Raw genomic sequence first — 21,441 nt, forward strand, 5'->3', positions numbered from 1 at the left:
TCATCATTACTTAATTTCTTTTCTTTGAAAAATAAAGCTTCCTAAAGCACCAAATGCAAAAAATGTCACAATCGGAACAACTACAATGGTTAAAAGTTCACCACTTTGCAAGGTGTTAACAACGATAATATCGTAAATTAACTTAAAAACAGAATGATTTATAATAGGTTCAAAAAATGGCACTTTTGCTGCTAAAACTTGCAGTGGCCAGTCAACAAATATAAAAAACAGAAGTAGAAATCCAATCGTTTTCCCACTGTCAGTGAACAGGATAGAAAAGACTGCCATAATTGACGCAAAGGCTGCCCCGAACAATATGATAAGTCCTACCGTTTGGAAGTAATATGTCCATTCAGGCATCTCTAGAAAACCAAAATAAATGGCGCTGGCACCAGTCATAAAAATCGGTAATATCAATGAGATCAGAATTGTTCCAACTGAGAATATCAAAAGTTTAGCAAAATATATCTGGACCCTGCTATTCCCAGAGGAAACGATGCTTTTCATTGTGCCCATGGAGTATTCGCTTGAAATAAAAAATCCAGCTAAAATACTAGGAATTAGCTTGACGATATTCCCATGGGTACCAAGAACACTTTCCAAATAGTAATCCTTTACCGTAGGCAGTCCAACAGAACCATTATCAAATTCAACTAGGGGAAACAAAACTGCAGCAGCGAGTAACATCCATGTCAGGAACCGAAATGATCGATCCTTCTTCAATTTATACCATTCTGTTTTCAGTAAATTACCCATGATGCAACCCTCCAATGCGATTGCTAAAGTACGTCTCTAAATCTTCTCCCATTGGCATAAATTCCTCGATTACCAACCCTTCATCTGTTAAGATTTTGGAGACTTTACCTGGTACATCTACATAGGCAAACAGCTTCATGGTTCCATCTGGCATCACTTCAAACTCTTGTGTTGCCAAAAGGCTCTCTATAACGGTTGCAGCTTTGTTTGGATTATCTACTTTTATATGCAAATACTGCTGACACTTCTCCTTCAGTTCTTTTGCGGATAATTGCTCTAACAATTCCCCTTTATGAATAATCCCATAATGTGTAGCTAATAAATGTAGTTCACTTAAAATATGACTTGAAATTAAGATGGTAATACTATACTCTTGGTTAAGCTTTTTTAATAATTCCCGAATTTCAACTACTCCCATTGGGTCTAATCCATTGATAGGTTCATCAAGAATCAAAAATTCCGGATCTCCTAATAAAGCGATCGCAAGCCCTAGACGCTGTTTCATCCCTAAAGAAAAATTCTTTGCTTTCATTTTCCCGGTATCATGTAATCCTACTATCTTAAGAGTTTTATCAATACATTCTTTCCCTGGTATTCCTTTTAAAAGCCGATGCGCTTCCAAATTTTCAGCGGCTGTCATTTGTGGGTATAAAGCAGGTCCTTCAATTATTGTTCCAATTCGCTTTCTTGCCTCAATTAAATCTCGTTCACTATTATCTCCAAACAATTCAAATGTACCTGTTGTTGGATAGGCAAGGCCTGTAATCAATCGAATCAACGTGGATTTTCCAGCACCATTTTGACCAATAAAACCATAAATAGATCCGTTTTTTATCGCTACACTCACTTTATTAAGCGCCATTTTATTTTGATATTTTTTAGACAATTGATTAGTTCTTAATACATAATCATTCATTAAGTTTTCCCTCCTTAGAAACTTGTCCATAAAGTTCACTTTGAACACTCTTATACTTTAAGAAGGAAAACATAAGAAAGTCTTAAGTTAATTCTTAAGAAAACCTTAAGTTTTAACCTTGTACCCCATTCCCCATATCGTTTCAATGTATACTTCATTTGGATTTGCCTTAAAGAGCTTATTCCTGATATTACTCAAATGGACATTAATCGTATTGTCGTCTCCATAATACTTTTCATTCCATACACTCTCGAACAAATTAGCTTTTGAAAAGACCTTATTCGGGGAAGTCATCATTAATAGTAATATCTCATATTCCCGCGCCGTTAATTTGAGTACCTTCCCATTCACCTTCACTACTTTTGTATCCGAATCCAACACAATATCTTTATGGCAAACCTGATTCCCTGTTGGTACAGCCCTTAAAACGCGATATCTTCTTAGGCAAGAATCAATTCTGGCAGAAACCTCTTCGATTTCGAAGGGTTTAGTAATGTAGTCATCCGCACCAGCCCTTAAGGCGTTGATTTTTGATTGTGTTTCAAGCTTTGCCGAAATAATAATGACTGGTACATTACTCTTTCTTGTTACCCTCTCCAAAACCTCTTCACCTGATAATCCAGGAAGCATAAGATCAATGAGGACCATATCCCATTTCTCATTTTCAAGATAAATCATTGCCTCCGTACCTGAATATGCTGGCTTAGGCGAGTACCCATTCTTGCTCACAATATTACAAAGCAAACGACTAATATCTTCATCATCTTCAATTATTAAAATATTTATCGAATCCTGCATATTATCATCCTCACATTTATTATGGCAAGCAGCCGGACGGTTCTCTGCTTCCATAGATATCCCAACCGCCAACCGTACAGTATTTAAATTTCTCATTAAGTATTTCGGTTATTAATATTACTTGAGTGATAAACTATGTGATAGCAATTTGGTAAAGGATGTGCCATATATGGATTTTTTCCAAAGCCAGGAAACACTGACTGCCAATGAATGGATTCTTCGAGCTATTGTAGCCTTTTTCTTTTTATTAATAGTTGCCCGGATATTGGGACAGCGTGCCATCTCTCAATTGAGACCACTTGATTTTGCCATTGTATTAGTCATCGGAAACATTATTGCCCACCCACTATCCGACGAACAACTTGGTTTAAAAGGATCTATCATTACAACCATTGTATTGGTGGTCTTGTATCTTATTGGGATTTATGTCATCCTCAAATGGCCCTGGTTCAGAAAGCTTATTACCCCTTCCCCTATTACCATTGTCCAGAATGGGGAAATCCTTCATAAAGGATTAAAAAAAGCAAGAATCTCCATTGATGTGTTATTGGAGGAATTACGGGAAGAAAAAATTGAAGATGTGAAGAAAGTAGCCTTAGCAATCTGGGAGGCAGACGGAAAGTTCTCGGTTTTTCTCGATCCAAAATACGAACCATTAACACCTTCAACCATGCAAATGGAAACAGAAACTTTCGATTTTCCAAAAACCATCATTAAGGAAGGCAGAATACTTATCGATGAATTGAGTCACACTCAAAAGAGCGAGGGGTGGGTGGTTTCCCGGTTAGAAAGTCTATATCAGGCTGAAGTAAAAAACGTCTTGCTTGCGACCCTTGATAGTAAAGATACTCTTAAGATCTTCTTATATAAATGAACGGAAGCAGCGGGACGGTTCTCTGCTTCCGAAGATATCTTGTATTGTCTACTTCCACCTCTCCAATTTGTGTAGGTTTTTCACAAACATTCCTGCCAAAAACTTCGGAAAACCCATTTTGATGCATTTATCTTTTACAAATTGTTTCATTTCATCTACAGAAATGTCCTTTTGCGAGAATGCCCCTTCTTGATAACAATGCTTACAGTACATAGAACTTTTATCTAAATTCTTCTCTGTCCCGCGATCTTCCATTTTCTTTAATGGCATGGCACAGCTTTGGCATTTTTTATTTTCTTTCATGCTATCACCTCATTAAGCTTCTAATGTTTTATAGATCTTTTTAACTCTTTTTTGTTGAGGAGCTGTTAGGTATTCTTCTCTTTTTCGTAATACGTTCAATAATTCCTCTTTATTTTCCTCTGTTACGGCTAAAAGCGTACTTTCCGAGTGTTGAGGAATTTCCTTTGGTCTGCAATTCTCAAGGTGATGGAGTAAGAATGGAAAAATCGCATCATTGTTTTCCTTACTGACGGCTGCTAGCTTCGCAAGAGTTAGGACACCTTTATCAATTGTAATAACCGAACCAACTTTCATGGCACTTCTTAATGTGTCAAGATGAGCCATAATGGTTTCTGATGCAATCTCAGCAATCGTCGCTAATGCCGTCATTTCCCCCCCACACTAAACGATTATTACGGCTTTTTAATAACTCAATAAAAGTCAGCGCATACTTACTTATGAGTTCTGGTTTAACTTGTCCAATTTCGTACGCAACTTTTATACAATCGTATTGAATCTTTTTATCTTTGCTAGATAGGTTTTCCATGATTTCTTCTACACCTGCAAGATTTTCATCATTAGCTATTTCATGTGCCAGCTCTATATTTGGCACTTCATCATTTCGACCTAGTTGAGAAGCTAGCAGGCTCACTACTGACACTGACATGATAATCCCTACCCTTCTTTCACGATTTTCGATATGTAAATGACATAGCATTGGCGATCTTCATCTATTTCCTTAGAGTCTATGTGACATTCGCCAATGCCAGGCAGATGAATGATATCCTTCAGCAAATATTTGATGGCTGTCCAATGACTTTCTAATTCTTCTGTATGGAGAAGAGGCATATCCTGAAGGTATCGATATTCGCGGATTTCCAGGTGGATGCCCTCCGGATACGTTTTTTGCTTATAAAAATCCCTTGCCAGATCATCTCTTTCCACTGTCAGTGTTTCGGTGCTGTTATTTAGAGTTCCTTCATTGCATATTAATTTATATTGCACACCATTTTTAATGAAAAAGGTACAAAGCTGCCTTGCGTAAATTTCATCCTCGCTGACAGTCCCTTTTTTATATTCATAAATGGGTTTGTAGCTTCCTCGATCGTGTAAATAATAGATCAGTTCCAATGCGTGCACCTGCCTTCAATTGTTATTTACTGACATCATATCAAAATTAAAAATATTTATCTTATCTATTTTTTAAAACTCTCTCCTTTTTATTTCCTTTTTTTGTTACTATTAGCTTAGTTGATTTTGCAGGAAAGGAGTAGGCTCCATGACAAAGACGAAAAAAGTATTAACAAGCGTTTCTGCCACGATTTTCGCTTTAGGTATGACTGGATGTGGGTCAGAAGAAGAAAGCACCCTGCCGCCAGCACCGACAGATGATCGTTGTGATGAGTATGAATGGAATAACGAAGAAGGCGTGTATCAATGTGATGATGATTCCTCCAGTTATTATCGCAGTTACTATTACGGCGGAGGTTTCTTTGGAAGTAAATCCTCCTTAAAAAACGATTCATCCTATAAGAATTATCGAAATAGCCCGACCTTTGAATCAAATACGAAGCCAAGCAAGGGCTTTGGCAGCGGCTCCTCTTATACGGGAGGATGAGATAGATGGGTAAGCAAGCCAATCAGACACCACGAGATACCTTTTATGCAAAATACCCTACTTTCTGGAGTTATTTATACGGCCAGGAGTATGCACTTTACACATGCCATGAGATTGAACAAGCAGAAGCAGCGCATATTCGGACGGTGACAAAACGGGTAGGCAGGATATTTTCAAAAACGACCAGGCTACTGCGGGAGCTTGATGAGGATACGCTTCTTGAACTGGGTTATCCGAAAGAAACGATTCCCTTCTTGAAAATCAAGAACATCGAGGCAGAGTCGATTATCTCGCGTGTGGATCTGGTCAAAACAAACCATACATATAAAGTATTGGAGATTAATAGCGACACCCCTACCTTTATCAAAGAATTATTTCTTATGAATGGGGAAGTATGCGAAGAGTTTCAGCGCCTTAATCCTAATGACAACGAAGAGGAACGTCTAGGAAGAGCCGTAAAGAATGCAATTTTTGAGAGCTATCAGGCATTGGGCAAAAAAGAGTTCCCAAACATCGTGTTTACGTCTCATGATGAAAACTTCGAGGACAAACAAACGGTGTTGTACTTAAAGGAGCTTTGCAAGCTTCCTTCGCGGTATGTGCCCTTGGATAAGTTGCAGATCGTTGAAGGGGAAGCACTGCTGGATGAGGAAGGCAGAAGGATCGATGTCCTGTACCGGCAAACATTCCCGATTGAATCCCTCATTCTTGATAAGGATGGGGCTACCGGGGCGAATGTCGGGCTGCAATTACTCGAACTCGTCCGCCAAAAAAAGCTTAGCATCATCAATCCATTAAGTGCCTTTTTGCTTCAATCAAAGGCAGTTCAAGCCATTATTTGGGGCCTCCATGAGCAGAACAGCGACTATTTTACCCGGAGGAGCACCAGTGGATCGGCGAATATTTTCTCGCCACCTACTTGGAGTCAGCGCCTTTTCTTGCTGCAGGGAAAAAGTATGTGGAGAAGCCGACATTCGGCAGAGAAGGCGATTCCGTCAAAATCTACGCTCCATCAGGGGAAAAGGTAGAGGAAGACCCGAACAACAGCTATGTTGATTATGTACAGGTGTACCAGGAGTATATTGACTTACCGAAAATCTTTTTTCAGACAAACACCGGAGAAAAAGAAGGCCATATGATGATTGGTTGTTTTCTCATCAATGAACAAGCAAGTGCATTTGGATATCGTTTAGGAAAGCAAATTATAGATAATTTATCTTATTTTATGCCTGTAGGGTTTAAAGATACGAAGGAGTGAGTGAAATGGGCAGCTATTTAGCGTCGTTTGGAATCTACGCAGGAACAGCATTTGTTCTACTATTTGTTGGATTATTTTTGTTTGATCTGACTTCCCGTAATGAAAAAATCAAAAAGGTGTCACAAGGAAATACAACCGCAGCACTTGTTATGGGCGGAAAGCTTCTCGGTCTAGCATTCGTCATCGGATCGGCCATCGCACATTCCGTATCATTCTTGGATATGGTTATCTGGGGCGTAATAGGGATCATCGCACAAATCGTCTTCTATATATTGGCAGAAGTCGTGACCATCAACTACAGCATTAAGGATGCCATCAATGAGGACCGCGTCTCTGTGGGGATTTTACTTATGATGTTCTCGTTGTCTATTGGATGGATTATTGCCAGTTCGTTGACTTACTAAAAAACGGAGCTCAAAGGAAGCAGGGGACGGTTCTCTGTTTCCAAAAATATTCATCGTATACTGAAATCGTCAAAAAGTCTTCTCCCAACCGGAAGAAGACTTTTTCTTTTACTTACATTTCAGTGGGATTTGGAGAACCCGTCCACTTGCTTCATGCCGGGCGCACAATAAAAAGCCACCAACTGTTATTGGTGGCTAAATGAATCATTTTATTAAAACCCGGGAGTCCGTGAACTTAGAGGAATGTCCTCATATCTTTCTGGATCTAGTTCGTTAACAGAGCCATCGGCTACGCCGTTAATGATTCCCATCAGGCCTGTTTCCACTGTTTTTACCAGCTGGCCTTTTTTCTTTTGCCCGAAATTCTGCGTTTGACCGCTTACTTCGAATAGGACGGTTCCGCTTCCATTTAATGCAAAGGATCCGAGGGCTGTTCCAGGCAGATCAATATTTTGATCATATAGGGAAATATCGGTGAAGCCCGATTCACCTTTCGCCTGCAGGGCATCATAGAGTGCCAGGTTCAATTGGCGGGAGAAATTGTAGTCATAGTTATCTGCATAGGCATCATATTTTTCGCCGCCAGGACTGTTTGGATCAGTGACAAACTTTCCAGAAATCGACATGGTCACCCTGTCATCTGTTCCTTCGATATAAGGGAATCCTTGGTGATGAAGATCAACGAATACATCCACATTTCCGAACTCCGCCTTTAAGTCCTTGTACACATCTCTTACTGTTTGGGCTTCAGGTGTAATATACCAGCCATAGGCATTGGACGCTCCAGGAAAATCTTCCGCTTGTGGAACATAGTCCAGGTCGGGGTTGAAGTCGCGGTTCACGTCAAAGCCTGGGTTCTGGTCATAATTCCAGATTCCAGGGTAGGAATAATAGTTCCATGCTGGCGAGACCTCAGCAAGCTGAGGGAATGCAGCAACCACCTCTGCCCATTCCATTTCATTTGCACGGCGGCTCAACTCGGAACCATCCACGTTCAGCATAGGAATGACCACAATCGTAAGCTCATCCAAAACTCTTTTTACTTCAGGAGAGTTGCTAGATCCAAGGTTTTGTAAAATGTTCAGAAGCGCAACCGTACCTGTTTTCTCGTTACCGTGGATTTCACTTTGAACTAGAACTACCTTATCGCCATGCCCCACAGACGCCTTATAAATACCGCGTCCCTGATTCGTATAGCCGGCAGTCTCCACCGTTACTTTCCCCTGGCTAGTATGTTGAATCTGCTCTAATCTTTTTCCAAGTTCTTCATAATCGATGAACCCTTTAATGGATAGATTTTCTCCCTGCTGCGGACTCGGCCCCGGATCAGCAGAACCCATGGTCGGTACAGCCAGTAAAGAAGCTGCTAAAGCTGTTGAACTTAAAATTTTCCAAACCTTATTCATTCTAAATCCCTCCATGCTTTTATGTAGTTGCAAGGAAGGATTTCTACATTTTACACTCTATTCCTTTCGGTTTCCGAAAAATGAATAGATAAGACTAAACAGGTAAAAAAAGAGATGGGAACTAGTATTCATATTTTTCTGACGAATTAAAAGATACACCTTCTAACGAACTATTTAGACATACGAAATTTTCGCGTTACGGAAGCAGGGGGAAGCAGGGGAACGGTTCTCCTGCTTCCTTCGAAGTTCGAAGGAAGCGCAAGAACCGTCCCTGTTGTGCTTGACCCAGCTTAATTTAATTTCCGCAAAACCCCATCCTCCACCGTGTATACCCCATTCCCTTCCATGGCTTCAAGCTCTCCATCCAACAGATATACACCCGTGTTCTCATCGATCCCATAATTCTTGGATTCTTTGCACCTACTGACCGCCTTCCTCAAATGATCCTCATCATCCCACTCGGAAAAGTGCACGGCAACGACTACATCCGTGGCCAATCCCAAGCCTTTTCTTGATTGGAATTCGCTCTGCTCATTATCCTTAGGGGAAATCACACAAACCTCCGGACTGATTAATGCCCCCGCAGAAAAGCCCGCAACCGGGATGCCTGCATCATTTCTCTCCTTGATAGCCTGCGAAATAGGAGTGTCCACGATGTAATCCGCATACAAATTCGTATCCCCGCCACCGATGACAATCCCAGAACTGTCCCTCACACTATCGATCACCACTTTAATCGGAGTCGAAGGCAGAGGCAAATAATTGAATTCCCTGACCCCAAACCGCTCCAATTCCTGCGTGTACCAGGGCATATACTCCTCCCAGCCCTCCCGCTCCACAAACAAGATCGAGACCGGAGAACCCGCAACCAATGCTTTAAATGCAAACTGTTTTGCCATATTCGCTGTAAAAGGAGGACCTCCTCCGAAAAGATAAAGATGTCTGTTCATATATAATCACCTTCACTATTGCTGATTTTTTCACTATAGAAATTATGATAGCATAGCATTTTAAAACGTTAGTTTGTATGTATCCGGGCGTTTCCTTTAAGCTGCCTGTTTTTGAAAATTTTTTAATCAAACGTTTGTGTAAAAATTACTATCCTAGTAATTCATCCTCTGAGCTTAGAAAACCTAGTCACTCTACATTCCCCACATATTGCTTGAAGAATTTATAGGTTGATATTTTCCTCCTTGCTCAAATGGATATTCTTTTGATTCGAAATGGAATCGATCAAGAGTAGCTTGGGAGAGCTGATTAAATCAAGCGGAGTAACGTCACCTGTTACGCGTTGTTCTACAAGATCGATTCCTAAATGCTGATATGCTTTATCAATAATTTCGGAACTAATATACCGTTCGGGTGAATGAATAATAATGTTTTGTCGAAAGTATTTCTGAAGCAAGAGCGAAACAATTCTCCACCAGTCATAGCCTCTAGAGGAATCGCATCTCTTTCTTATAAAACTTACTAATTCCTCTTTTTGCTGTTCCGACAAATCCCCCTTCAATCGATACAAATCAAATTCAGTATACGGATTCTGAATGACTTCCATTTTAGTAAATAGATCCACTTCACAAATATGCTTTTCATCAAGCGCTATCGTGACATGGGTGTAATTCGACTTTAAGAAAGATCGGATAAACGGGCTAGCATAGCAATCCCCTTTAACAAAAATTAAATCTCCAGCTTCTATTTTCAACTTATTATCACACCTTTTCATACACGAATTCAGAAAGTACGTGGAGTGGTTCTATTGCTTCAGAAGCAACCGTCCCTCTGTTTTCCCTGTTTTCACTTTTCTACAGAGGTTAAATAAATCCCTTTTTTCCCGTAGTGTGCCTAGAGATACTCACCGTCCATATTTAAAGTCCTTGATATCTTTTATGTTAAAATAAATCTGGCCGGATATCTTAACAACCAGAATAAAAAACTTTATAAATGCAATCATGTTAAGAATGAAAAATATTATTTTCGGAGGTAACCCATGGAAAATGAAAAATGTGACCTTGTTCACCAAAATGGTGTGAAGGAAAAAGAGCTTGAAGTGATAGATGGATACACGATCAAATACCACGCCAACGGGAAAACAATCTGGTCAAAGGGAAAAATGATAAACGATCAGCCCGACGGCTATTGGGAATGGTATCGTAACGATGGGACAATTAAGCGATCAGGATATTTTGAAAAGGGTGAGCCTGTCGGTGAATGGATCACTTACAATGGCGAAGGGGAGAAATATAAAAGTACCAATCGGGATAAAAACTAATTGGGACGAAGGGGCAGGCTGTCCCCACACCTACTATATTTCATGTAAAAGAGACAGGAAGCAGCAGGACGGTTCTCTGCTTCCATTTACTTACTTATATTTACTCAATATCTCTTCTGGAATATGGCAATAATCATCCGGACATCTAGCTAACCTATCTTGATGTTCTTCTGCACTTCTCACATAGTTTGTTAGTGGTAACACTTCCACGACGATACGTTCATAATCGCTTCTCTTACTAATAAACGCCCTCGCCTCTTCCAAATGTTTACCCTCTTCACTATACACTCCGGTTCTGTATTTCTCCCCAACATCAGCTCCTTGTTGATTCAGACTATATGGATCGATTATTTCAAAGTAGTATTCCATTAATCTCTCAACTGTTACAACACTAGGATCAAATTCTGTTTTTACACATTCCGCATAGCCATCATACTCACCCTCAAGCGTATTACTTGTTCCATTAGCTCTTCCCGCTTCCGTAAACGTAACACCAGGTAACGTTTTTATAAATGCTTGTACTCCCCAGAGACATCCACCTGCAAAATATACTACTTCCATTTTGTCTCTCCTCTATGTATAAATTCTGCTAAATTCATCATACTCGGTAACCGTCCCCCCGCTTCCATTCCCTCGGCATCACATGCTTGTCCATCCACTCTTTTGGTGGTGCTTGGTGTGGGGTGTTGGCGACTAATCTTTCTCCGTGCCAGCTCGCTGCTTTGGAGCGGATCATTTCGTGGAGGAGGATTGGGATAAATTCTTCGGGTTGGAGCTTGAATGCGTGTCGTGCATAATCCTGGAACCAGCCACAGCTTAAGAGATAGGGATGTATTTCTTCTCTGGCCAAGCCATTTTTGATAATTAATGCGAATGAAAGTATTCTTTTGCAGGCATGCCAGGATACTTTTTCCGGAGCACTAATCCATTTTTCCAGCCGGCCTCTAGCTGCATCAATAGCCTTCATTGGATTTTCCATTTGCGATCCATGACCTGAATATACCTTCCTGATCCTCAGTCCCGAAAGTCTATCCAAGCTTTCCAACGACCGCTGGATAGAGGAAACACCCTCCCTAAAAGTATTTAACCACCCAACATCATGTTGTTGAAAGAGGTCGCCACAAACCAATATTTCTTCTTCCGGTTCATATAAAGAAATATGCCCCAATGTATGACCTGGCGTGTGCAAGACGTTCAAGGTTCGGGTTCCTGTATGTATCTCATCGTTATCTGATAGCATGCTATCAACCCGATAAGGCTCCACAGGCTGATCTAGCCATTCTGCACTGCAGGCTTCCGGGTCACAAGCATTGATTACACACCCTTCCCACTTATGCGCAGCAATCGGAATCCCATAGGTATTTTGAAAATGAAAATTACCACCTACATGATCACTATGATAGTGCGTGTTCACAATAAGCTGTATTTCTTCTGGGGCAACCCCTGCCTCTTTCACTAATTGCTCCGTTTCTATTACATCTCTACCAAACCCAGTATCGATAAGGGTCGGGAGCTCATCCTTGATCACAATTATATTCGCACTAGGAAACTTTCTTTCGAGGAAAATAAACTTCGAACCTTTCACGGCTACTCCTCCTTAACTACCTCCATTTATGTGGAATCAGAGGTGGAAGCAGAGGGAAGGTTCTCTGCTTCCACAGGCATGAAATCTCTCTTCCTACCAACTTTACGGGTTATGAACATCCCGCACAATTGCATACAAAAGCCATTCCCCTTCGTGTTCCTGATAAACGAACCGAAGCGACTGCCAATCGTACTCCCTATCGGTTGCCGGAGAAAATCTGGCATACGGGAAGTCGGTTGGAATATTGTAGATGACACCGCCACCTGGTGCTGATGACTCATTATAGTTCACTGTTTGGTAGGTAACTTTATCACCATAGCCTGTTTGAAAAAGGTATTGATCCACGAATCTATTCTTCGTAGCAACAATTTCCCTGTCCGCAAGATTCTTTCTCCACAGGACCTCTTCCTCTGATTCTGCTACCAGCTCTACCAAACTAAAGGATGCTTCATTGGAACCTCCCAAGTTGGAGAATAGCGGAATCACTACTGTTAATCGCTTGTATGAAAGAGGCTAGGATGGGAGGCTTTTTATAGTGAAGACTGTGTTTATGAAAATTCTACACATTTAGACAGAACCCCTTTATTTATCACACAAAAAAAATGGACTATCTTAAAAATTGGGCAGTAATGTTTTGGGACAATGGACCGGTCCCTCCGTCCCAGTTTGAAAAGTCGTTAAGTAAATATTTATAATAATTGTAAGAAAAGGCGAACGTAAAATGGAATTTGTAAGTGAGAAGATGAAAATCAAAGGTTAAATAACAATACCAAGAGCACTTAGAGACACCCTTCTTTCCTCTCCCTCGTATTAACCATCCCTAACAAGAAACCGGGGAATAAACATATAGAAAAATAAAAAGCAAGATACAGGACTGTACCTTGCTCGACTATATTATTGGTTATTAATGAACTGCAACACTTTTTTATTGAACTCTTGAACGTTCCGAGACATTTTACTGGTAGATTCTAGTTGAAGTCTATTTGTAAGGGTCTTTCTTTTCAATAAAGTTCGAAAGCCAAATGGTAGCAGCAAATACAACCAAATAAGTGATAAAGGATAAATACAATTTCCAACCTGTATATGTAAAAACTTGAAACTTTACTGCAATCCATTCTAGAGCAATCGCTACCCCAGCCCAAAAAATAATATAAAATAGATACTTTAGGCCTTTTGGTTTTTTATATTGATAGAAGTTTACTACAAAGTAAGAAAGAGTAGGGTAAGTTACAAAGTGCAATAATACATCAAATAATTCATGCTTTTTATGATCAATCGTAAAATATAATTCATATGGTTTTACACTAAGGGTGATATCAGCTAACAAAGCAAGAAAAACATTAAATGTCCAAATAATAGTGATGGTAGCAGCAGGCAAGCGTCTAGGTAATATAAACATGAGGACCCAAGTAAGTATTGTGGAAAAGATAATAAATATTTCATTCGAATCAAATTTCTCGGGAAGAGGTAACATCATGACGTATTCACCTCTTTGTCTCTATAAATAAGTTTTTCTAAATAAAAAGAGTAAATAGCCAATAATAAAATAATCAGAGTGTATCTCAAATATGAATAAAATACATTCCAATTTACCCATTCCAAATATCCAATATGAACGAAAAATATTTCAATTGAAATGAGTGCTGTTAAGAAGATGAAGAGATGAATAAGTTTACTAAAAATAGTTCTTTTAGAGAACAAAATATAAATAACCCATAAAAGTAACACTGGCTTGAGTGACAACTCAGGAATTTTTTGTGTCCAAAAAATTAACTGACTTGGATCTTGCTTTGTAAGTTCTAAATTTAAATTAATGATTAGACCTGTATTTGTAATAAGAATATTGGAGAAAAAATAACAGCCCAAGATGTTAGTGACGTTCATTTTCTTCTTCAAGATGTATAAGGAAGTAAAGGATAATATCGCTAAAATTAGAAAAAGCCATAATGTTTTCATATCAGCCACCATTTTCATATTATCTACATTATTCTGTACATATAATGTCAAAATAATACTGCATCTATAGAAAACAAACAGTAAACGGAAAGCTGAATTCATATTTATACTAGCTAATAGGATGTCAACTTTTTAGGAATAGAAAATCTTATGCTTGATGATATAATTAAAAATGAACATAGCAAATAACCTTCCCTACCTCCATCGCTTTTCATAATAAATCAGTTTCCCATAACCCAAGCTGGCCTTTTGCTGGGATACGTTCATTCAAGATCTTCATGTCTTGAACCTCCCAAGCATATCCTCCCACATTAAAGTCTCCTAAAAAATAATCATTTCCTGATACGATTTGTCCATTTTCCAGGACTGCTGATGTCTGATTATTTTCTGTTATCTTCAGACAATTTTCAAGCCGGCCTACAGCAATAATCATTCCGGTCGGAAGGGTCTCTTCTGTATATCCATGCTTACCGAGCAGCGAACGGATGGCCACATGCCTGCAGACTGCCTTATCGATTTTTTTACTTGTATGAATAGCCAGCGGACCGCGATAATTTGTTTTCCATGACCTTGTTTCAAACTCATTCTCTCGAAGGACAAAAAGACTTGCCCAAGGCTGAATCATAGATAATACCTTCATTCTCCCGGCCACCAATCTATAAAGTTTCGTTTGTCTTATCGTGTCCGTAGAGAAGAATATTATAGCAAAAAGGTTTAATTGGAATTCTGAAACCAGATTTTAATGAAAATTCACATTTTGCCGTCCTTCAATATTATCCCTGTCCTAGACACATTTATGAATATTTACTGTAAAGAATTATAATTCATAAACAAAAAGGATTTACTTGTTTTATTCTCTTCACTATACAATTGTATTGAATGTTCCTATTCTGTAACACAAAACTGCATGTGATTTTTCTTTGAATAGTCCTAGGGATAATTAGTAAACATGCTTGGAGTTTAACGTTATTTATGGTACGGTTCAGATTGGTTTTTCTAAATGAGTTTGTTTTTAGCCAATTAAGAACCAGGCACTAAAAAAAATTAAAATCATATATAGGTGATATCCCGTGCGAAATTATTGAGGAGGATACCATGAAACATATGTTACCTATGGAAAAATATTTCGGTAAGTTTGAACTAGTCCATGTATTTTATGGGGCTATGCCGACAGGCGTTAGTGTATCAGAAACCGGTCGAATTTTCATTTGCTTTCCGAAATGGGGAGACGACGTTAAATTCACAGTGGCGGAAATTGTTGGGGATACTTTGCAGCCTTATCCTAGTTTAGAAACCAATTTGAGTAATCAAGGTAATATCACAATGTCTTTCATCAGTGTCCAAAGTGTAGTTGCCGATGGAAGGGGAACACTTTGGGTATTAGATACAGCGGCACCGAATTTTTCTGTACCAATTAAAGGTGGGGCAAAATTAGTCGCTGTTGATTTAAAAACCAATACAATAAGAAAAGTATATACCTTTACAGAAGATGTTGTCCTGCCAACAACTTATCTGAATGATGTCCGATTTGATTTTCGTGTAGGAAAAGCGGGTTATGCATATATAACGGATTCATCTTCCAAAGGACCAGGAGCTATTATCGTTGTAGATTTAGAAAATGGAAATGCGTTTAGACGGTTAAATGGAGCAAATTCAACTTCACCGGACCCTTATTTTTTACCGAAAGTAGAAGGGGAAATTTTGATGAACCGAAACAAAGATGGCTCAACATCTCCATTTAGATTGGCGTCTGATGGTATAGCGATTTCTCATGATGGAAAGATTTTATTTTATTGTCCACTTTCCAGTCGGCATTTGTATTCGATCTCTACAGAAGCTCTAAGAGACAGAACGATACCTGACAGGGATTTACTTTATCAGGTGGAATATTGGGGAGAAAAAGGGGCGTCTGATGGAATGATCACTGGGGCAAAAGGAACTGTTTATGCCGGCGACTATGAAAACAACAGTATTCGAAAGATATTGCCGAATGGCATAATGGAAACAATTGCTCATGATCCGAGAATTTTATGGCCAGATACTTTTTCAATTGGGCCGGATCAATACTTATATGTCATTGTGAACCAATTACATCGGCAGGCAAGATTTCATTATGGAAAAGACCTGCGACAGAAGCCTTATAGTTTAATTCGTATGAGGATTGATGAATTCCCTGCTCCGACCTTTTCGTAAAAAAAATGGTTGAATAATTTTCACATTACGTCAGGAGAGATTTAATGTTTAATCGGTTATTAGTTTTTATCCGGGAATTAGCTGACGATTGTACCTTCAATATAAAACCCATATATTACCGACCATTTCACAAAAAAAGGTTTTTAGGAACAGTTTTATTGGTCATTTTTAAACTGTTCCTAGAAATTTTCTATAGATTAGGTAAGTTTAATGTTGTATTAATATTATCGATACTCTTTGCTTTACCACTATTTATGGTACGGTTCACATAAAAGTTCTAAGTGAAAGGTTTCCTTCAGCTACTAACGGACTAAGGTTGGACCAACTAATGCTTCTGGTTTTTCCCCCAATGCCAACTTGCTAATATTAGCATAGCTGAGTTGTTTATACGTTTTGAGTAACTGCTTTAAATCAAGGAATTTATTATCTGTTTTTAAATTTTCGATTTCCCGATAATAGACAGACAATACATAATCATCTTTTGACGTTGAATTGAATTCACCTGGGTCTTCATCCATAATTAATGCGCCCATATATTGATATCCAAACTGTAATTGACGAGTCAGTTTAATGATATTAATAAATTTTCTATAAATAGATGGTTTTGCGGCATTTAATTTTTCGAAAGCCATTTGTGCATTTTTCAATTGGTTGTAACTTGATGTTGTCAGCATTATATCTCCTCCTTTTTGATTCGTATTAGTCCCATGGTTTATCCAGTGAAAGTTTGGACACGAGTTCTTTATTTTTTTGTCTTTTTAGCTTGCGAACTCTTTCACGTTCTTTTCCCGTTTCATAGAGAAATATTTCTTCCTCTGTTTCTGGAATAACAGTTGGCACTTCTATAGGTTTTTTATCTTGATCTAAAGGAACAAAAGTTAAGAATGCAGTAGCTGCGAGTCTACGGTTTCCGGTTTCAAGATTTTCTGCAATTACTTTACAGAAAATTTCCATTGACTTTTTACCTGTATAGCTGACAAATGATTCAATACAGACCGAATCACTTTGTCGAATCGGTTCGAGGAAATTTACTGAGTCGGTGGAAGCAGTAACACATTCCTTTACCCGTGAATGCCTGCGAGCGGAAAGCGTCGCACAAGCATCCATCTTCATCATTAGAACTCCACCAAATAATGTATGATAGTTGTTCAAATCATTAATGAGTACTTGATCCGTCTGAACAACACGCGTTTCTTTAACTTTTTTTACTTCCATGAATTACCACCCTATTATAAAATATTGAAGCGTTCGCCTCATATTCATTAGCTTTTTCACATGGACAATTATAATATGACTATAGTGGAAAGATACAATGCCAATCCCATATACAATTCATAACAAAACAGTATGTAAGCGCTCTTTAGCCTATACAATTAAAAAAGCTTCCTCTTAAACAAGGGGAAGCCTTCTAATATTTGACTTATTCTAGATTATGAATCATGGTTATGATTAGCTGTCGACAGCTTTACTTTGGCAAATCGGATAAATTCTTTCGCAACCTGTGATAAGTAAGCATCTTTTTTCCAGATCATCGCTAGATTCCATTCGATTGTCGGATTGGTTACGGTTATAGTCCGAAAATCGTTTGCTAGTTCTAAACATGTATTCTCAGGCAGCAATGTAATACCTATATTGTAAGCAACTAATTCTTGAATAAAATCTAATTGTGATGTTTCCGAAATAATTTTCGGTTGAAAACCAACTTCTCTGCAAGCAGTGGTGACAAGGTTTCTTAACTCAAAATCTCGGTTGAACATAATAAAGCTCTCTTCTTTAAGTTCTTCCAATGACACTTCCTGTTTCCCTGCAAGACGATGAGACGAGGGTACAACTAATTTTAATTCCTCATTAACAAACATATAATAGTCGAAATCCTCATTTTTTTCAGGAAGAACGACAACCCCAAAATCTAGCAAGCCATTGATAACCTTCTCTTCAATCGGCTTAGATCCATGCTCCTCCAATTGAAATGTAACCTCTGGATATTTTTCATGAAACGAGGCAATCAGTTGTGAGAAGAAAATGGAATTGGTAATCGCAGGGAGCCCAATACGGACATGGCTCTTTTTTAGCATGAACATCTTACCAAGTTCCGCATCCAATAGCTGCAACTGATTTTCAATTATTAATGCATGTTTTTTTAGAATAAGTCCTGCATCTGTTAATATCAGCTTTTTTCTTGTACGAATAAATAGCTGTGTACCAAGTTCACCTTCTAATGATTTGACAATTCTACTGAGGGCAGGCTGCGTAATGAACAGATTTTCAGCTGCAATGGTAAAATTGCCAGTACGTGTAACTTCAATAAAACACTCCAAATGTTTAATCTCCATTTTCATCAAACACCTTATATACTTTTTAAAAGACAATTTATTCTACCACACTTTTTACTTTTGCAACCTCGCTTGAGATTTATCAAAAAGGCAAATCAATATTTTTTAAAAACCTCATTTACTTATGATACGGTTCACCTTAACATCACCTAAAAGGTCTAATACTCTAACCAACTACGCCTTCAACACCACCTTCACACACCCATCCTCCTTCTCATTAAATATCCGATACCCATGCGCCGCTTCATCCAATGACATCGAATGCGTAATAATCTTCCTCGGATCAACCCTTCCTTCCTTTATCTGCTCATATAAATACGGCATATAATGACGTGCCGGAGCCTGCCCCATTCTTATATTAATGTTCCTCGCAAAAAACGGCCCAAGTGGGAACATGTTATACAACCCACCGTATACACCTGTGATCTGCAGTGTTCCAGCTTTCCGCACGGCTTTCGTGGCAATCTGGATTGGTCCGAGTGTACCTCCTTGTAACTTTAATTTTTGTTCTACCCATTCCACCGGTGATTTCTTTCCGTCCATGCCTACGCAGTCAATGACGACGTCGGCGCCGCCTTTTGTTAGTTCCTTTAGGGTTTCGCCCATGTCGTCGTATTCGGTGAAGTTGAATACTTCTGTTTGGTTTATTTTTCTTGAAAGCTCGAGTCTGTTGGCAATGTAGTCGACGGCGATGACGCGTTCGGCGCCTTTTTGCCAGGCGAATTGCTGGGTCATGAGGCCGACTGGGCCGCATCCTAGGACGATGACGGTGTCGCCTTTTTTCACACCGGCATTATCGACGCTCCAGTAGGCAGTGGGAAGTACGTCCGATAGGAGCAAAAGGGATTCGTCCTCCAGCTCACAGTCCTGTGGGATGTGAAAAGGCGTATAGTTGCCAAATGGCACACGTAAGTATTCCGCTTGTCCGCCCGGGTAGTTGCCGAATTTCTCGGAATAGCCGAAGTAGCCTCCGGAATCGTAGTGCGGGTTGGCATTATCACATTGGCTTTCAAGGTCGTGCGCGCAGTAATGGCAGGTGCCGCATGCCACGGTAAATGGGATGACGACCCGGTCGCCTTTTTTCACCTTCGTTACATCAGGTCCCACCTCTTCCACGATGCCCATTGGCTCATGCCCGATGACATAGCCGATTGGCAGAGGAAAGTTTCCCTGGTACAAGTGAAGGTCTGACCCACATATAGAAGTGGAGGTGACTTTAATAATGACATCTTCACGGTCCTGGATTCTTGGTGCTTCTACCTTTTTTACTGCTACTGTATTCTTTCCTTGATAAGTGACTGCTTTCATAATGTCCTCCTCGATTTGAATGGAATGTTAAATATATCGTCCGTAATCTGGGATTGCGACGCTTTCGAAATCTTGCACGAGTTTTGTTAACCCTGCAGCCAATTCTTCGCCATCCATTGGGGTGCCATGTCCCGTTACAGCCACCCTAGGATTTAACGCTGCCAGTTTCTTTACCGATTCCCAAGCTGCTTGCCAATCGGTGGTGAAGTAACGTGGTGGCCCGCAGACTTCCATTTGTTGAACTAGCACCTTATACAGGGAGTCCTGTCTCACGGTGACAAAGGCATCGCCGGCAATCAGCGACCGGTCCTCCTCCCGAAACAAGGAAATATGACCAGGTGAGTGGCCTGGTGTATGAATCCATTTCCAGCCGTTCATGCCTGGAACGATTCCGTCAGCAGGAAGCGGTTGTACATGGCCTCCCAGGTTCGTTGCTTCATTTGGGAAGTATGAAGACACTTTTGCGACCATGCCACCCTCCACTGATGGATCGGGTTCGGGATAACTGCTTTTCCCTGTTAAGTAGGGGAGCTCGAGCTCATGGGCATACACCGGAATATCCCAATGCCTGACGAGATCCACAGATGCTCCCACATGATCAAAATGCCCGTGTGTCAAAATAATCGCTTTTGGACGGCTGTCCGGACCAAACCTCTCTTCCACCACAGAAAGAATCTCCTTGGCCGACTTCGGCATCCCCGTATCAATCAGCACCCACCCATCCTTTTGCTCCGGGCTGCCGTAAAGACAAATATTCACCACCTGATTGGTGTAATAAAACAGGTCCCTTGCCACCTCTTCTCCTGTATGAGCCGAGATCGATGTGACAGGTATAAATTTATTGTCCTTGCTGTAGTCCATTAAATTTTCCAATTGTGAACACCTCTGTTCATTCGGTCTTTATAGTACGTTGGATAGTATTTGTTAAGGGGGTGGAAGATAAACATCTTTTAGAAAGAGAAAAACCCCGACGAACCTTTTGACGAGGGTTCTCGGGGTTTGATGAAATATACGGTTTTTACTTCTCTAAGTAGTGTAGAATTGGTATTCTTAATAGAATTCATGGGTTGCAAAATTTCAAAAGCAAAGAGAGGTCAGCACGAAATGGAAAACGTATCAAATGAAGTAAAATTGGAATCAATTTCAGCCTTCCAATCAGCCATCCGCAAATCGGAAAACGCCTTAGCTAGTATGATGCAACAAGGTGCGAACACTATCTTACTAACTAAACGACTCAAAGCTCTTCAAATCGGCTTAACCATACTGGAAACTGCTTGGAACCAAAGACCTCATCATTACACCGGTGACGAAATAGCAGATGCTCGCAAGGTTTTGACCGGTTTATTCCCATCCCTTCAGAACAGTTATGCTAAAGCTAAACTGGGCAGCCCGCAAAGAACGCTTTTAGAAAGAAGAATCAAAGCAATAGAGCTGGCTGTTGAAGCAATGGATCATCTTGATAGTAGATAACCCTGCCTCAAATGG

The 21,441-nt window shown here is 39.8% G+C and carries 29 protein-coding genes; 8 read left to right on the plus strand and 21 right to left on the minus strand.

Going from position 1 to position 21,441, the window contains the following annotated elements:
• Nucleotides 1-6: 6 nt before the first annotated feature.
• The 3 genes from ABN702_RS17685 to ABN702_RS17695 form a co-directional block, all read right to left on the minus strand.
• Nucleotides 7-756, minus strand: coding sequence for an ABC transporter permease (locus ABN702_RS17685; RefSeq protein WP_417898073.1), 750 nt, complete (start codon nucleotides 754-756; stop codon nucleotides 7-9).
• Entirely contained in the window at nucleotides 749-1,672 is a 924-nt protein-coding gene (locus tag ABN702_RS17690; protein ID WP_417898074.1) for an ATP-binding cassette domain-containing protein, read from the minus strand. Before ABN702_RS17690 ends, ABN702_RS17685 begins: the two co-directional genes overlap by 8 nt.
• A gap of 105 nt (nucleotides 1,673-1,777) precedes the next feature.
• A complete protein-coding gene (locus tag ABN702_RS17695; RefSeq protein WP_417900954.1) occupies nucleotides 1,778-2,470 on the minus strand; it encodes a response regulator transcription factor in 693 nt (230 codons plus the stop codon).
• 169 nt (nucleotides 2,471-2,639) lie between these two features.
• On the opposite strand from ABN702_RS17695, the gene ABN702_RS17700 reads away from it, so the two are divergent.
• Nucleotides 2,640-3,344: a DUF421 domain-containing protein gene (locus ABN702_RS17700; protein WP_417898075.1), complete on the plus strand. Its 705-nt coding sequence runs from the start codon at nucleotides 2,640-2,642 to the stop codon at nucleotides 3,342-3,344.
• 48 nt (nucleotides 3,345-3,392) lie between these two features.
• Here the strand turns inward: ABN702_RS17700 and ABN702_RS17705 are convergent, their stop codons facing one another.
• The 4 genes from ABN702_RS17705 to ABN702_RS17720 are packed head-to-tail and all read right to left on the minus strand — an operon-like array spanning nucleotide 3,393 to nucleotide 4,757.
• A complete protein-coding gene (locus ABN702_RS17705; protein WP_417898076.1) occupies nucleotides 3,393-3,647 on the minus strand; it encodes a zinc ribbon domain-containing protein in 255 nt (84 codons plus the stop codon).
• A 12-nt stretch (nucleotides 3,648-3,659) separates the two neighbouring features.
• Nucleotides 3,660-4,016, minus strand: a complete 357-nt coding sequence (locus ABN702_RS17710; protein WP_417898077.1) for a hypothetical protein — start codon at nucleotides 4,014-4,016, stop codon at nucleotides 3,660-3,662.
• Complete coding sequence (locus tag ABN702_RS17715; protein WP_417898078.1) at nucleotides 3,991-4,293, minus strand: hypothetical protein; 303 nt, start codon at nucleotides 4,291-4,293, stop codon at nucleotides 3,991-3,993. The genes ABN702_RS17710 and ABN702_RS17715 overlap by 26 nt, the downstream gene beginning before the upstream one ends.
• Nucleotides 4,294-4,301: 8 nt before the next feature.
• Nucleotides 4,302-4,757 carry an RNA helicase gene (locus ABN702_RS17720; RefSeq protein WP_417898079.1) on the minus strand — a complete coding sequence of 152 codons (456 nt, stop codon included), beginning with the start codon at nucleotides 4,755-4,757 and terminating at the stop codon, nucleotides 4,302-4,304.
• Nucleotides 4,758-4,905: 148 nt separating this feature from the next.
• Here ABN702_RS17720 and ABN702_RS17725 point away from each other — a divergent pair, with 148 nt between their 5' ends.
• Genes ABN702_RS17725 through ABN702_RS17740 form a run of 4 tightly spaced genes read left to right on the plus strand, consistent with a single transcriptional unit; the run spans nucleotide 4,906 to nucleotide 6,906 of the window.
• Nucleotides 4,906-5,244: an aminotransferase yhxA gene (locus ABN702_RS17725; protein ID WP_386640104.1), complete on the plus strand. Its 339-nt coding sequence runs from the start codon at nucleotides 4,906-4,908 to the stop codon at nucleotides 5,242-5,244.
• Between the two features lie 5 nt (nucleotides 5,245-5,249).
• Complete coding sequence (locus tag ABN702_RS17730) at nucleotides 5,250-6,272, plus strand: glutathionylspermidine synthase family protein (RefSeq protein WP_417898080.1); 1,023 nt, start codon at nucleotides 5,250-5,252, stop codon at nucleotides 6,270-6,272.
• Nucleotides 6,203-6,502 carry a glutathionylspermidine synthase family protein gene (locus tag ABN702_RS17735; RefSeq protein WP_417898081.1) on the plus strand — a complete coding sequence of 100 codons (300 nt, stop codon included), beginning with the start codon at nucleotides 6,203-6,205 and terminating at the stop codon, nucleotides 6,500-6,502. The genes ABN702_RS17730 and ABN702_RS17735 overlap by 70 nt, the downstream gene beginning before the upstream one ends.
• Before the next feature lie 5 nt (nucleotides 6,503-6,507).
• Nucleotides 6,508-6,906, plus strand: a complete 399-nt coding sequence (locus ABN702_RS17740; RefSeq protein ID WP_417898082.1) for a DUF350 domain-containing protein — start codon at nucleotides 6,508-6,510, stop codon at nucleotides 6,904-6,906.
• A 212-nt stretch (nucleotides 6,907-7,118) separates the two neighbouring features.
• On the opposite strand, the gene ABN702_RS17745 is transcribed toward ABN702_RS17740, so the two are convergent.
• The 3 genes from ABN702_RS17745 to ABN702_RS17755 all read right to left on the minus strand — a co-directional run bounded on the left by ABN702_RS17745 (nucleotide 7,119) and on the right by ABN702_RS17755 (nucleotide 10,014).
• Nucleotides 7,119-8,312: a M14 family zinc carboxypeptidase gene (locus ABN702_RS17745; RefSeq protein ID WP_417898083.1), complete on the minus strand. Its 1,194-nt coding sequence runs from the start codon at nucleotides 8,310-8,312 to the stop codon at nucleotides 7,119-7,121.
• Between the two features lie 290 nt (nucleotides 8,313-8,602).
• Nucleotides 8,603-9,262 (minus strand): Type 1 glutamine amidotransferase-like domain-containing protein, encoded by a 660-nt coding sequence (locus ABN702_RS17750; protein ID WP_417898084.1) that lies wholly within the window; start codon nucleotides 9,260-9,262, stop codon nucleotides 8,603-8,605.
• A gap of 221 nt (nucleotides 9,263-9,483) precedes the next feature.
• Nucleotides 9,484-10,014 (minus strand): hypothetical protein, encoded by a 531-nt coding sequence (locus ABN702_RS17755; RefSeq protein ID WP_417898085.1) that lies wholly within the window; start codon nucleotides 10,012-10,014, stop codon nucleotides 9,484-9,486.
• A 285-nt stretch (nucleotides 10,015-10,299) separates the two neighbouring features.
• On the opposite strand from ABN702_RS17755, the gene ABN702_RS17760 reads away from it, so the two are divergent.
• Nucleotides 10,300-10,581: a hypothetical protein gene (locus tag ABN702_RS17760; protein ID WP_417898086.1), complete on the plus strand. Its 282-nt coding sequence runs from the start codon at nucleotides 10,300-10,302 to the stop codon at nucleotides 10,579-10,581.
• Nucleotides 10,582-10,671: 90 nt separating this feature from the next.
• On the opposite strand, the gene ABN702_RS17765 is transcribed toward ABN702_RS17760, so the two are convergent.
• The 6 genes from ABN702_RS17765 to ABN702_RS17790 all read right to left on the minus strand — a co-directional run bounded on the left by ABN702_RS17765 (nucleotide 10,672) and on the right by ABN702_RS17790 (nucleotide 14,762).
• Nucleotides 10,672-11,142 (minus strand): peptide-methionine (S)-S-oxide reductase, encoded by a 471-nt coding sequence (locus ABN702_RS17765; protein WP_417898087.1) that lies wholly within the window; start codon nucleotides 11,140-11,142, stop codon nucleotides 10,672-10,674.
• 37 nt (nucleotides 11,143-11,179) lie between these two features.
• Nucleotides 11,180-12,166, minus strand: coding sequence for an MBL fold metallo-hydrolase (locus ABN702_RS17770; RefSeq protein WP_417898088.1), 987 nt, complete (start codon nucleotides 12,164-12,166; stop codon nucleotides 11,180-11,182).
• A gap of 102 nt (nucleotides 12,167-12,268) precedes the next feature.
• Nucleotides 12,269-12,652, minus strand: coding sequence for a hypothetical protein (locus tag ABN702_RS17775; protein WP_417898089.1), 384 nt, complete (start codon nucleotides 12,650-12,652; stop codon nucleotides 12,269-12,271).
• Nucleotides 12,653-13,145: 493 nt separating this feature from the next.
• Nucleotides 13,146-13,643 (minus strand): CBO0543 family protein, encoded by a 498-nt coding sequence (locus ABN702_RS17780; protein ID WP_417898090.1) that lies wholly within the window; start codon nucleotides 13,641-13,643, stop codon nucleotides 13,146-13,148.
• Nucleotides 13,640-14,122: a hypothetical protein gene (locus tag ABN702_RS17785; RefSeq protein ID WP_417898091.1), complete on the minus strand. Its 483-nt coding sequence runs from the start codon at nucleotides 14,120-14,122 to the stop codon at nucleotides 13,640-13,642. Before ABN702_RS17785 ends, ABN702_RS17780 begins: the two co-directional genes overlap by 4 nt.
• Before the next feature lie 211 nt (nucleotides 14,123-14,333).
• Nucleotides 14,334-14,762, minus strand: coding sequence for a 2-oxoglutarate dehydrogenase E1 (locus tag ABN702_RS17790; protein ID WP_417898092.1), 429 nt, complete (start codon nucleotides 14,760-14,762; stop codon nucleotides 14,334-14,336).
• A gap of 455 nt (nucleotides 14,763-15,217) precedes the next feature.
• Between ABN702_RS17790 and ABN702_RS17795 the strand changes: the two genes are divergently transcribed.
• Entirely contained in the window at nucleotides 15,218-16,315 is a 1,098-nt protein-coding gene (locus ABN702_RS17795; RefSeq protein WP_417898093.1) for an L-dopachrome tautomerase-related protein, read from the plus strand.
• Between the two features lie 302 nt (nucleotides 16,316-16,617).
• Here ABN702_RS17795 and ABN702_RS17800 read toward each other — a convergent pair whose 3' ends face one another.
• From ABN702_RS17800 to ABN702_RS17820, 5 genes are all read right to left on the minus strand, one after another.
• Nucleotides 16,618-16,989: a hypothetical protein gene (locus ABN702_RS17800; protein WP_417898094.1), complete on the minus strand. Its 372-nt coding sequence runs from the start codon at nucleotides 16,987-16,989 to the stop codon at nucleotides 16,618-16,620.
• A gap of 25 nt (nucleotides 16,990-17,014) precedes the next feature.
• The gene (locus ABN702_RS17805; protein ID WP_417898095.1) at nucleotides 17,015-17,530 is read right to left on the minus strand and encodes an acyl-CoA thioesterase; all 516 of its coding nucleotides are present in this window, start codon (nucleotides 17,528-17,530) and stop codon (nucleotides 17,015-17,017) included.
• 215 nt (nucleotides 17,531-17,745) lie between these two features.
• Complete coding sequence (locus ABN702_RS17810; protein WP_417898096.1) at nucleotides 17,746-18,648, minus strand: LysR family transcriptional regulator; 903 nt, start codon at nucleotides 18,646-18,648, stop codon at nucleotides 17,746-17,748.
• A 174-nt stretch (nucleotides 18,649-18,822) separates the two neighbouring features.
• Nucleotides 18,823-19,956, minus strand: a complete 1,134-nt coding sequence (locus ABN702_RS17815) for a zinc-dependent alcohol dehydrogenase (protein WP_417898097.1) — start codon at nucleotides 19,954-19,956, stop codon at nucleotides 18,823-18,825.
• A 27-nt stretch (nucleotides 19,957-19,983) separates the two neighbouring features.
• Complete coding sequence (locus ABN702_RS17820) at nucleotides 19,984-20,829, minus strand: MBL fold metallo-hydrolase (protein WP_417898098.1); 846 nt, start codon at nucleotides 20,827-20,829, stop codon at nucleotides 19,984-19,986.
• A 231-nt stretch (nucleotides 20,830-21,060) separates the two neighbouring features.
• Here ABN702_RS17820 and ABN702_RS17825 point away from each other — a divergent pair, with 231 nt between their 5' ends.
• Nucleotides 21,061-21,426 (plus strand): hypothetical protein, encoded by a 366-nt coding sequence (locus ABN702_RS17825; RefSeq protein WP_417900955.1) that lies wholly within the window; start codon nucleotides 21,061-21,063, stop codon nucleotides 21,424-21,426.
• Nucleotides 21,427-21,441 lie beyond the last annotated feature (15 nt).

Origin of the sequence: Bacillus haimaensis, from assembly GCF_048270625.1 — a bacterium.
Taxonomy (GTDB): domain Bacteria; phylum Bacillota; class Bacilli; order Bacillales; family Bacillaceae_I; genus Sutcliffiella_A; species Sutcliffiella_A haimaensis.

Bases quoted from the DNA above. Each gene is read 5' to 3' on its own strand.
- ABN702_RS17685 (WP_417898073.1), bottom strand. From the start codon at position 756: ATGGGTAATTTACTGAAAACAGAATGGTATAAATTGAAGAAGGATCGA.
- ABN702_RS17690 (WP_417898074.1), bottom strand. From the start codon at position 1,672: ATGAATGATTATGTATTAAGAACTAATCAATTGTCTAAAAAATATCAA.
- ABN702_RS17695 (WP_417900954.1), bottom strand. From the start codon at position 2,470: ATGCAGGATTCGATAAATATTTTAATAATTGAAGATGATGAAGATATT.
- ABN702_RS17700 (WP_417898075.1), top strand. From the start codon at position 2,640: ATGGATTTTTTCCAAAGCCAGGAAACACTGACTGCCAATGAATGGATT.
- ABN702_RS17705 (WP_417898076.1), bottom strand. From the start codon at position 3,647: ATGAAAGAAAATAAAAAATGCCAAAGCTGTGCCATGCCATTAAAGAAA.
- ABN702_RS17710 (WP_417898077.1), bottom strand. From the start codon at position 4,016: ATGACGGCATTAGCGACGATTGCTGAGATTGCATCAGAAACCATTATG.
- ABN702_RS17715 (WP_417898078.1), bottom strand. From the start codon at position 4,293: ATGTCAGTGTCAGTAGTGAGCCTGCTAGCTTCTCAACTAGGTCGAAAT.
- ABN702_RS17725 (WP_386640104.1), top strand. From the start codon at position 4,906: ATGACAAAGACGAAAAAAGTATTAACAAGCGTTTCTGCCACGATTTTC.
- ABN702_RS17730 (WP_417898080.1), top strand. From the start codon at position 5,250: ATGGGTAAGCAAGCCAATCAGACACCACGAGATACCTTTTATGCAAAA.
- ABN702_RS17740 (WP_417898082.1), top strand. From the start codon at position 6,508: ATGGGCAGCTATTTAGCGTCGTTTGGAATCTACGCAGGAACAGCATTT.
- ABN702_RS17745 (WP_417898083.1), bottom strand. From the start codon at position 8,312: ATGAATAAGGTTTGGAAAATTTTAAGTTCAACAGCTTTAGCAGCTTCT.
- ABN702_RS17750 (WP_417898084.1), bottom strand. From the start codon at position 9,262: ATGAACAGACATCTTTATCTTTTCGGAGGAGGTCCTCCTTTTACAGCG.
- ABN702_RS17760 (WP_417898086.1), top strand. From the start codon at position 10,300: ATGGAAAATGAAAAATGTGACCTTGTTCACCAAAATGGTGTGAAGGAA.
- ABN702_RS17765 (WP_417898087.1), bottom strand. From the start codon at position 11,142: ATGGAAGTAGTATATTTTGCAGGTGGATGTCTCTGGGGAGTACAAGCA.
- ABN702_RS17780 (WP_417898090.1), bottom strand. From the start codon at position 13,643: ATGATGTTACCTCTTCCCGAGAAATTTGATTCGAATGAAATATTTATT.
- ABN702_RS17785 (WP_417898091.1), bottom strand. From the start codon at position 14,122: ATGAAAACATTATGGCTTTTTCTAATTTTAGCGATATTATCCTTTACT.
- ABN702_RS17790 (WP_417898092.1), bottom strand. From the start codon at position 14,762: ATGAAGGTATTATCTATGATTCAGCCTTGGGCAAGTCTTTTTGTCCTT.
- ABN702_RS17795 (WP_417898093.1), top strand. From the start codon at position 15,218: ATGAAACATATGTTACCTATGGAAAAATATTTCGGTAAGTTTGAACTA.
- ABN702_RS17800 (WP_417898094.1), bottom strand. From the start codon at position 16,989: ATGCTGACAACATCAAGTTACAACCAATTGAAAAATGCACAAATGGCT.
- ABN702_RS17805 (WP_417898095.1), bottom strand. From the start codon at position 17,530: ATGGAAGTAAAAAAAGTTAAAGAAACGCGTGTTGTTCAGACGGATCAA.
- ABN702_RS17810 (WP_417898096.1), bottom strand. From the start codon at position 18,648: ATGGAGATTAAACATTTGGAGTGTTTTATTGAAGTTACACGTACTGGC.
- ABN702_RS17815 (WP_417898097.1), bottom strand. From the start codon at position 19,956: ATGAAAGCAGTCACTTATCAAGGAAAGAATACAGTAGCAGTAAAAAAG.
- ABN702_RS17825 (WP_417900955.1), top strand. From the start codon at position 21,061: ATGGAAAACGTATCAAATGAAGTAAAATTGGAATCAATTTCAGCCTTC.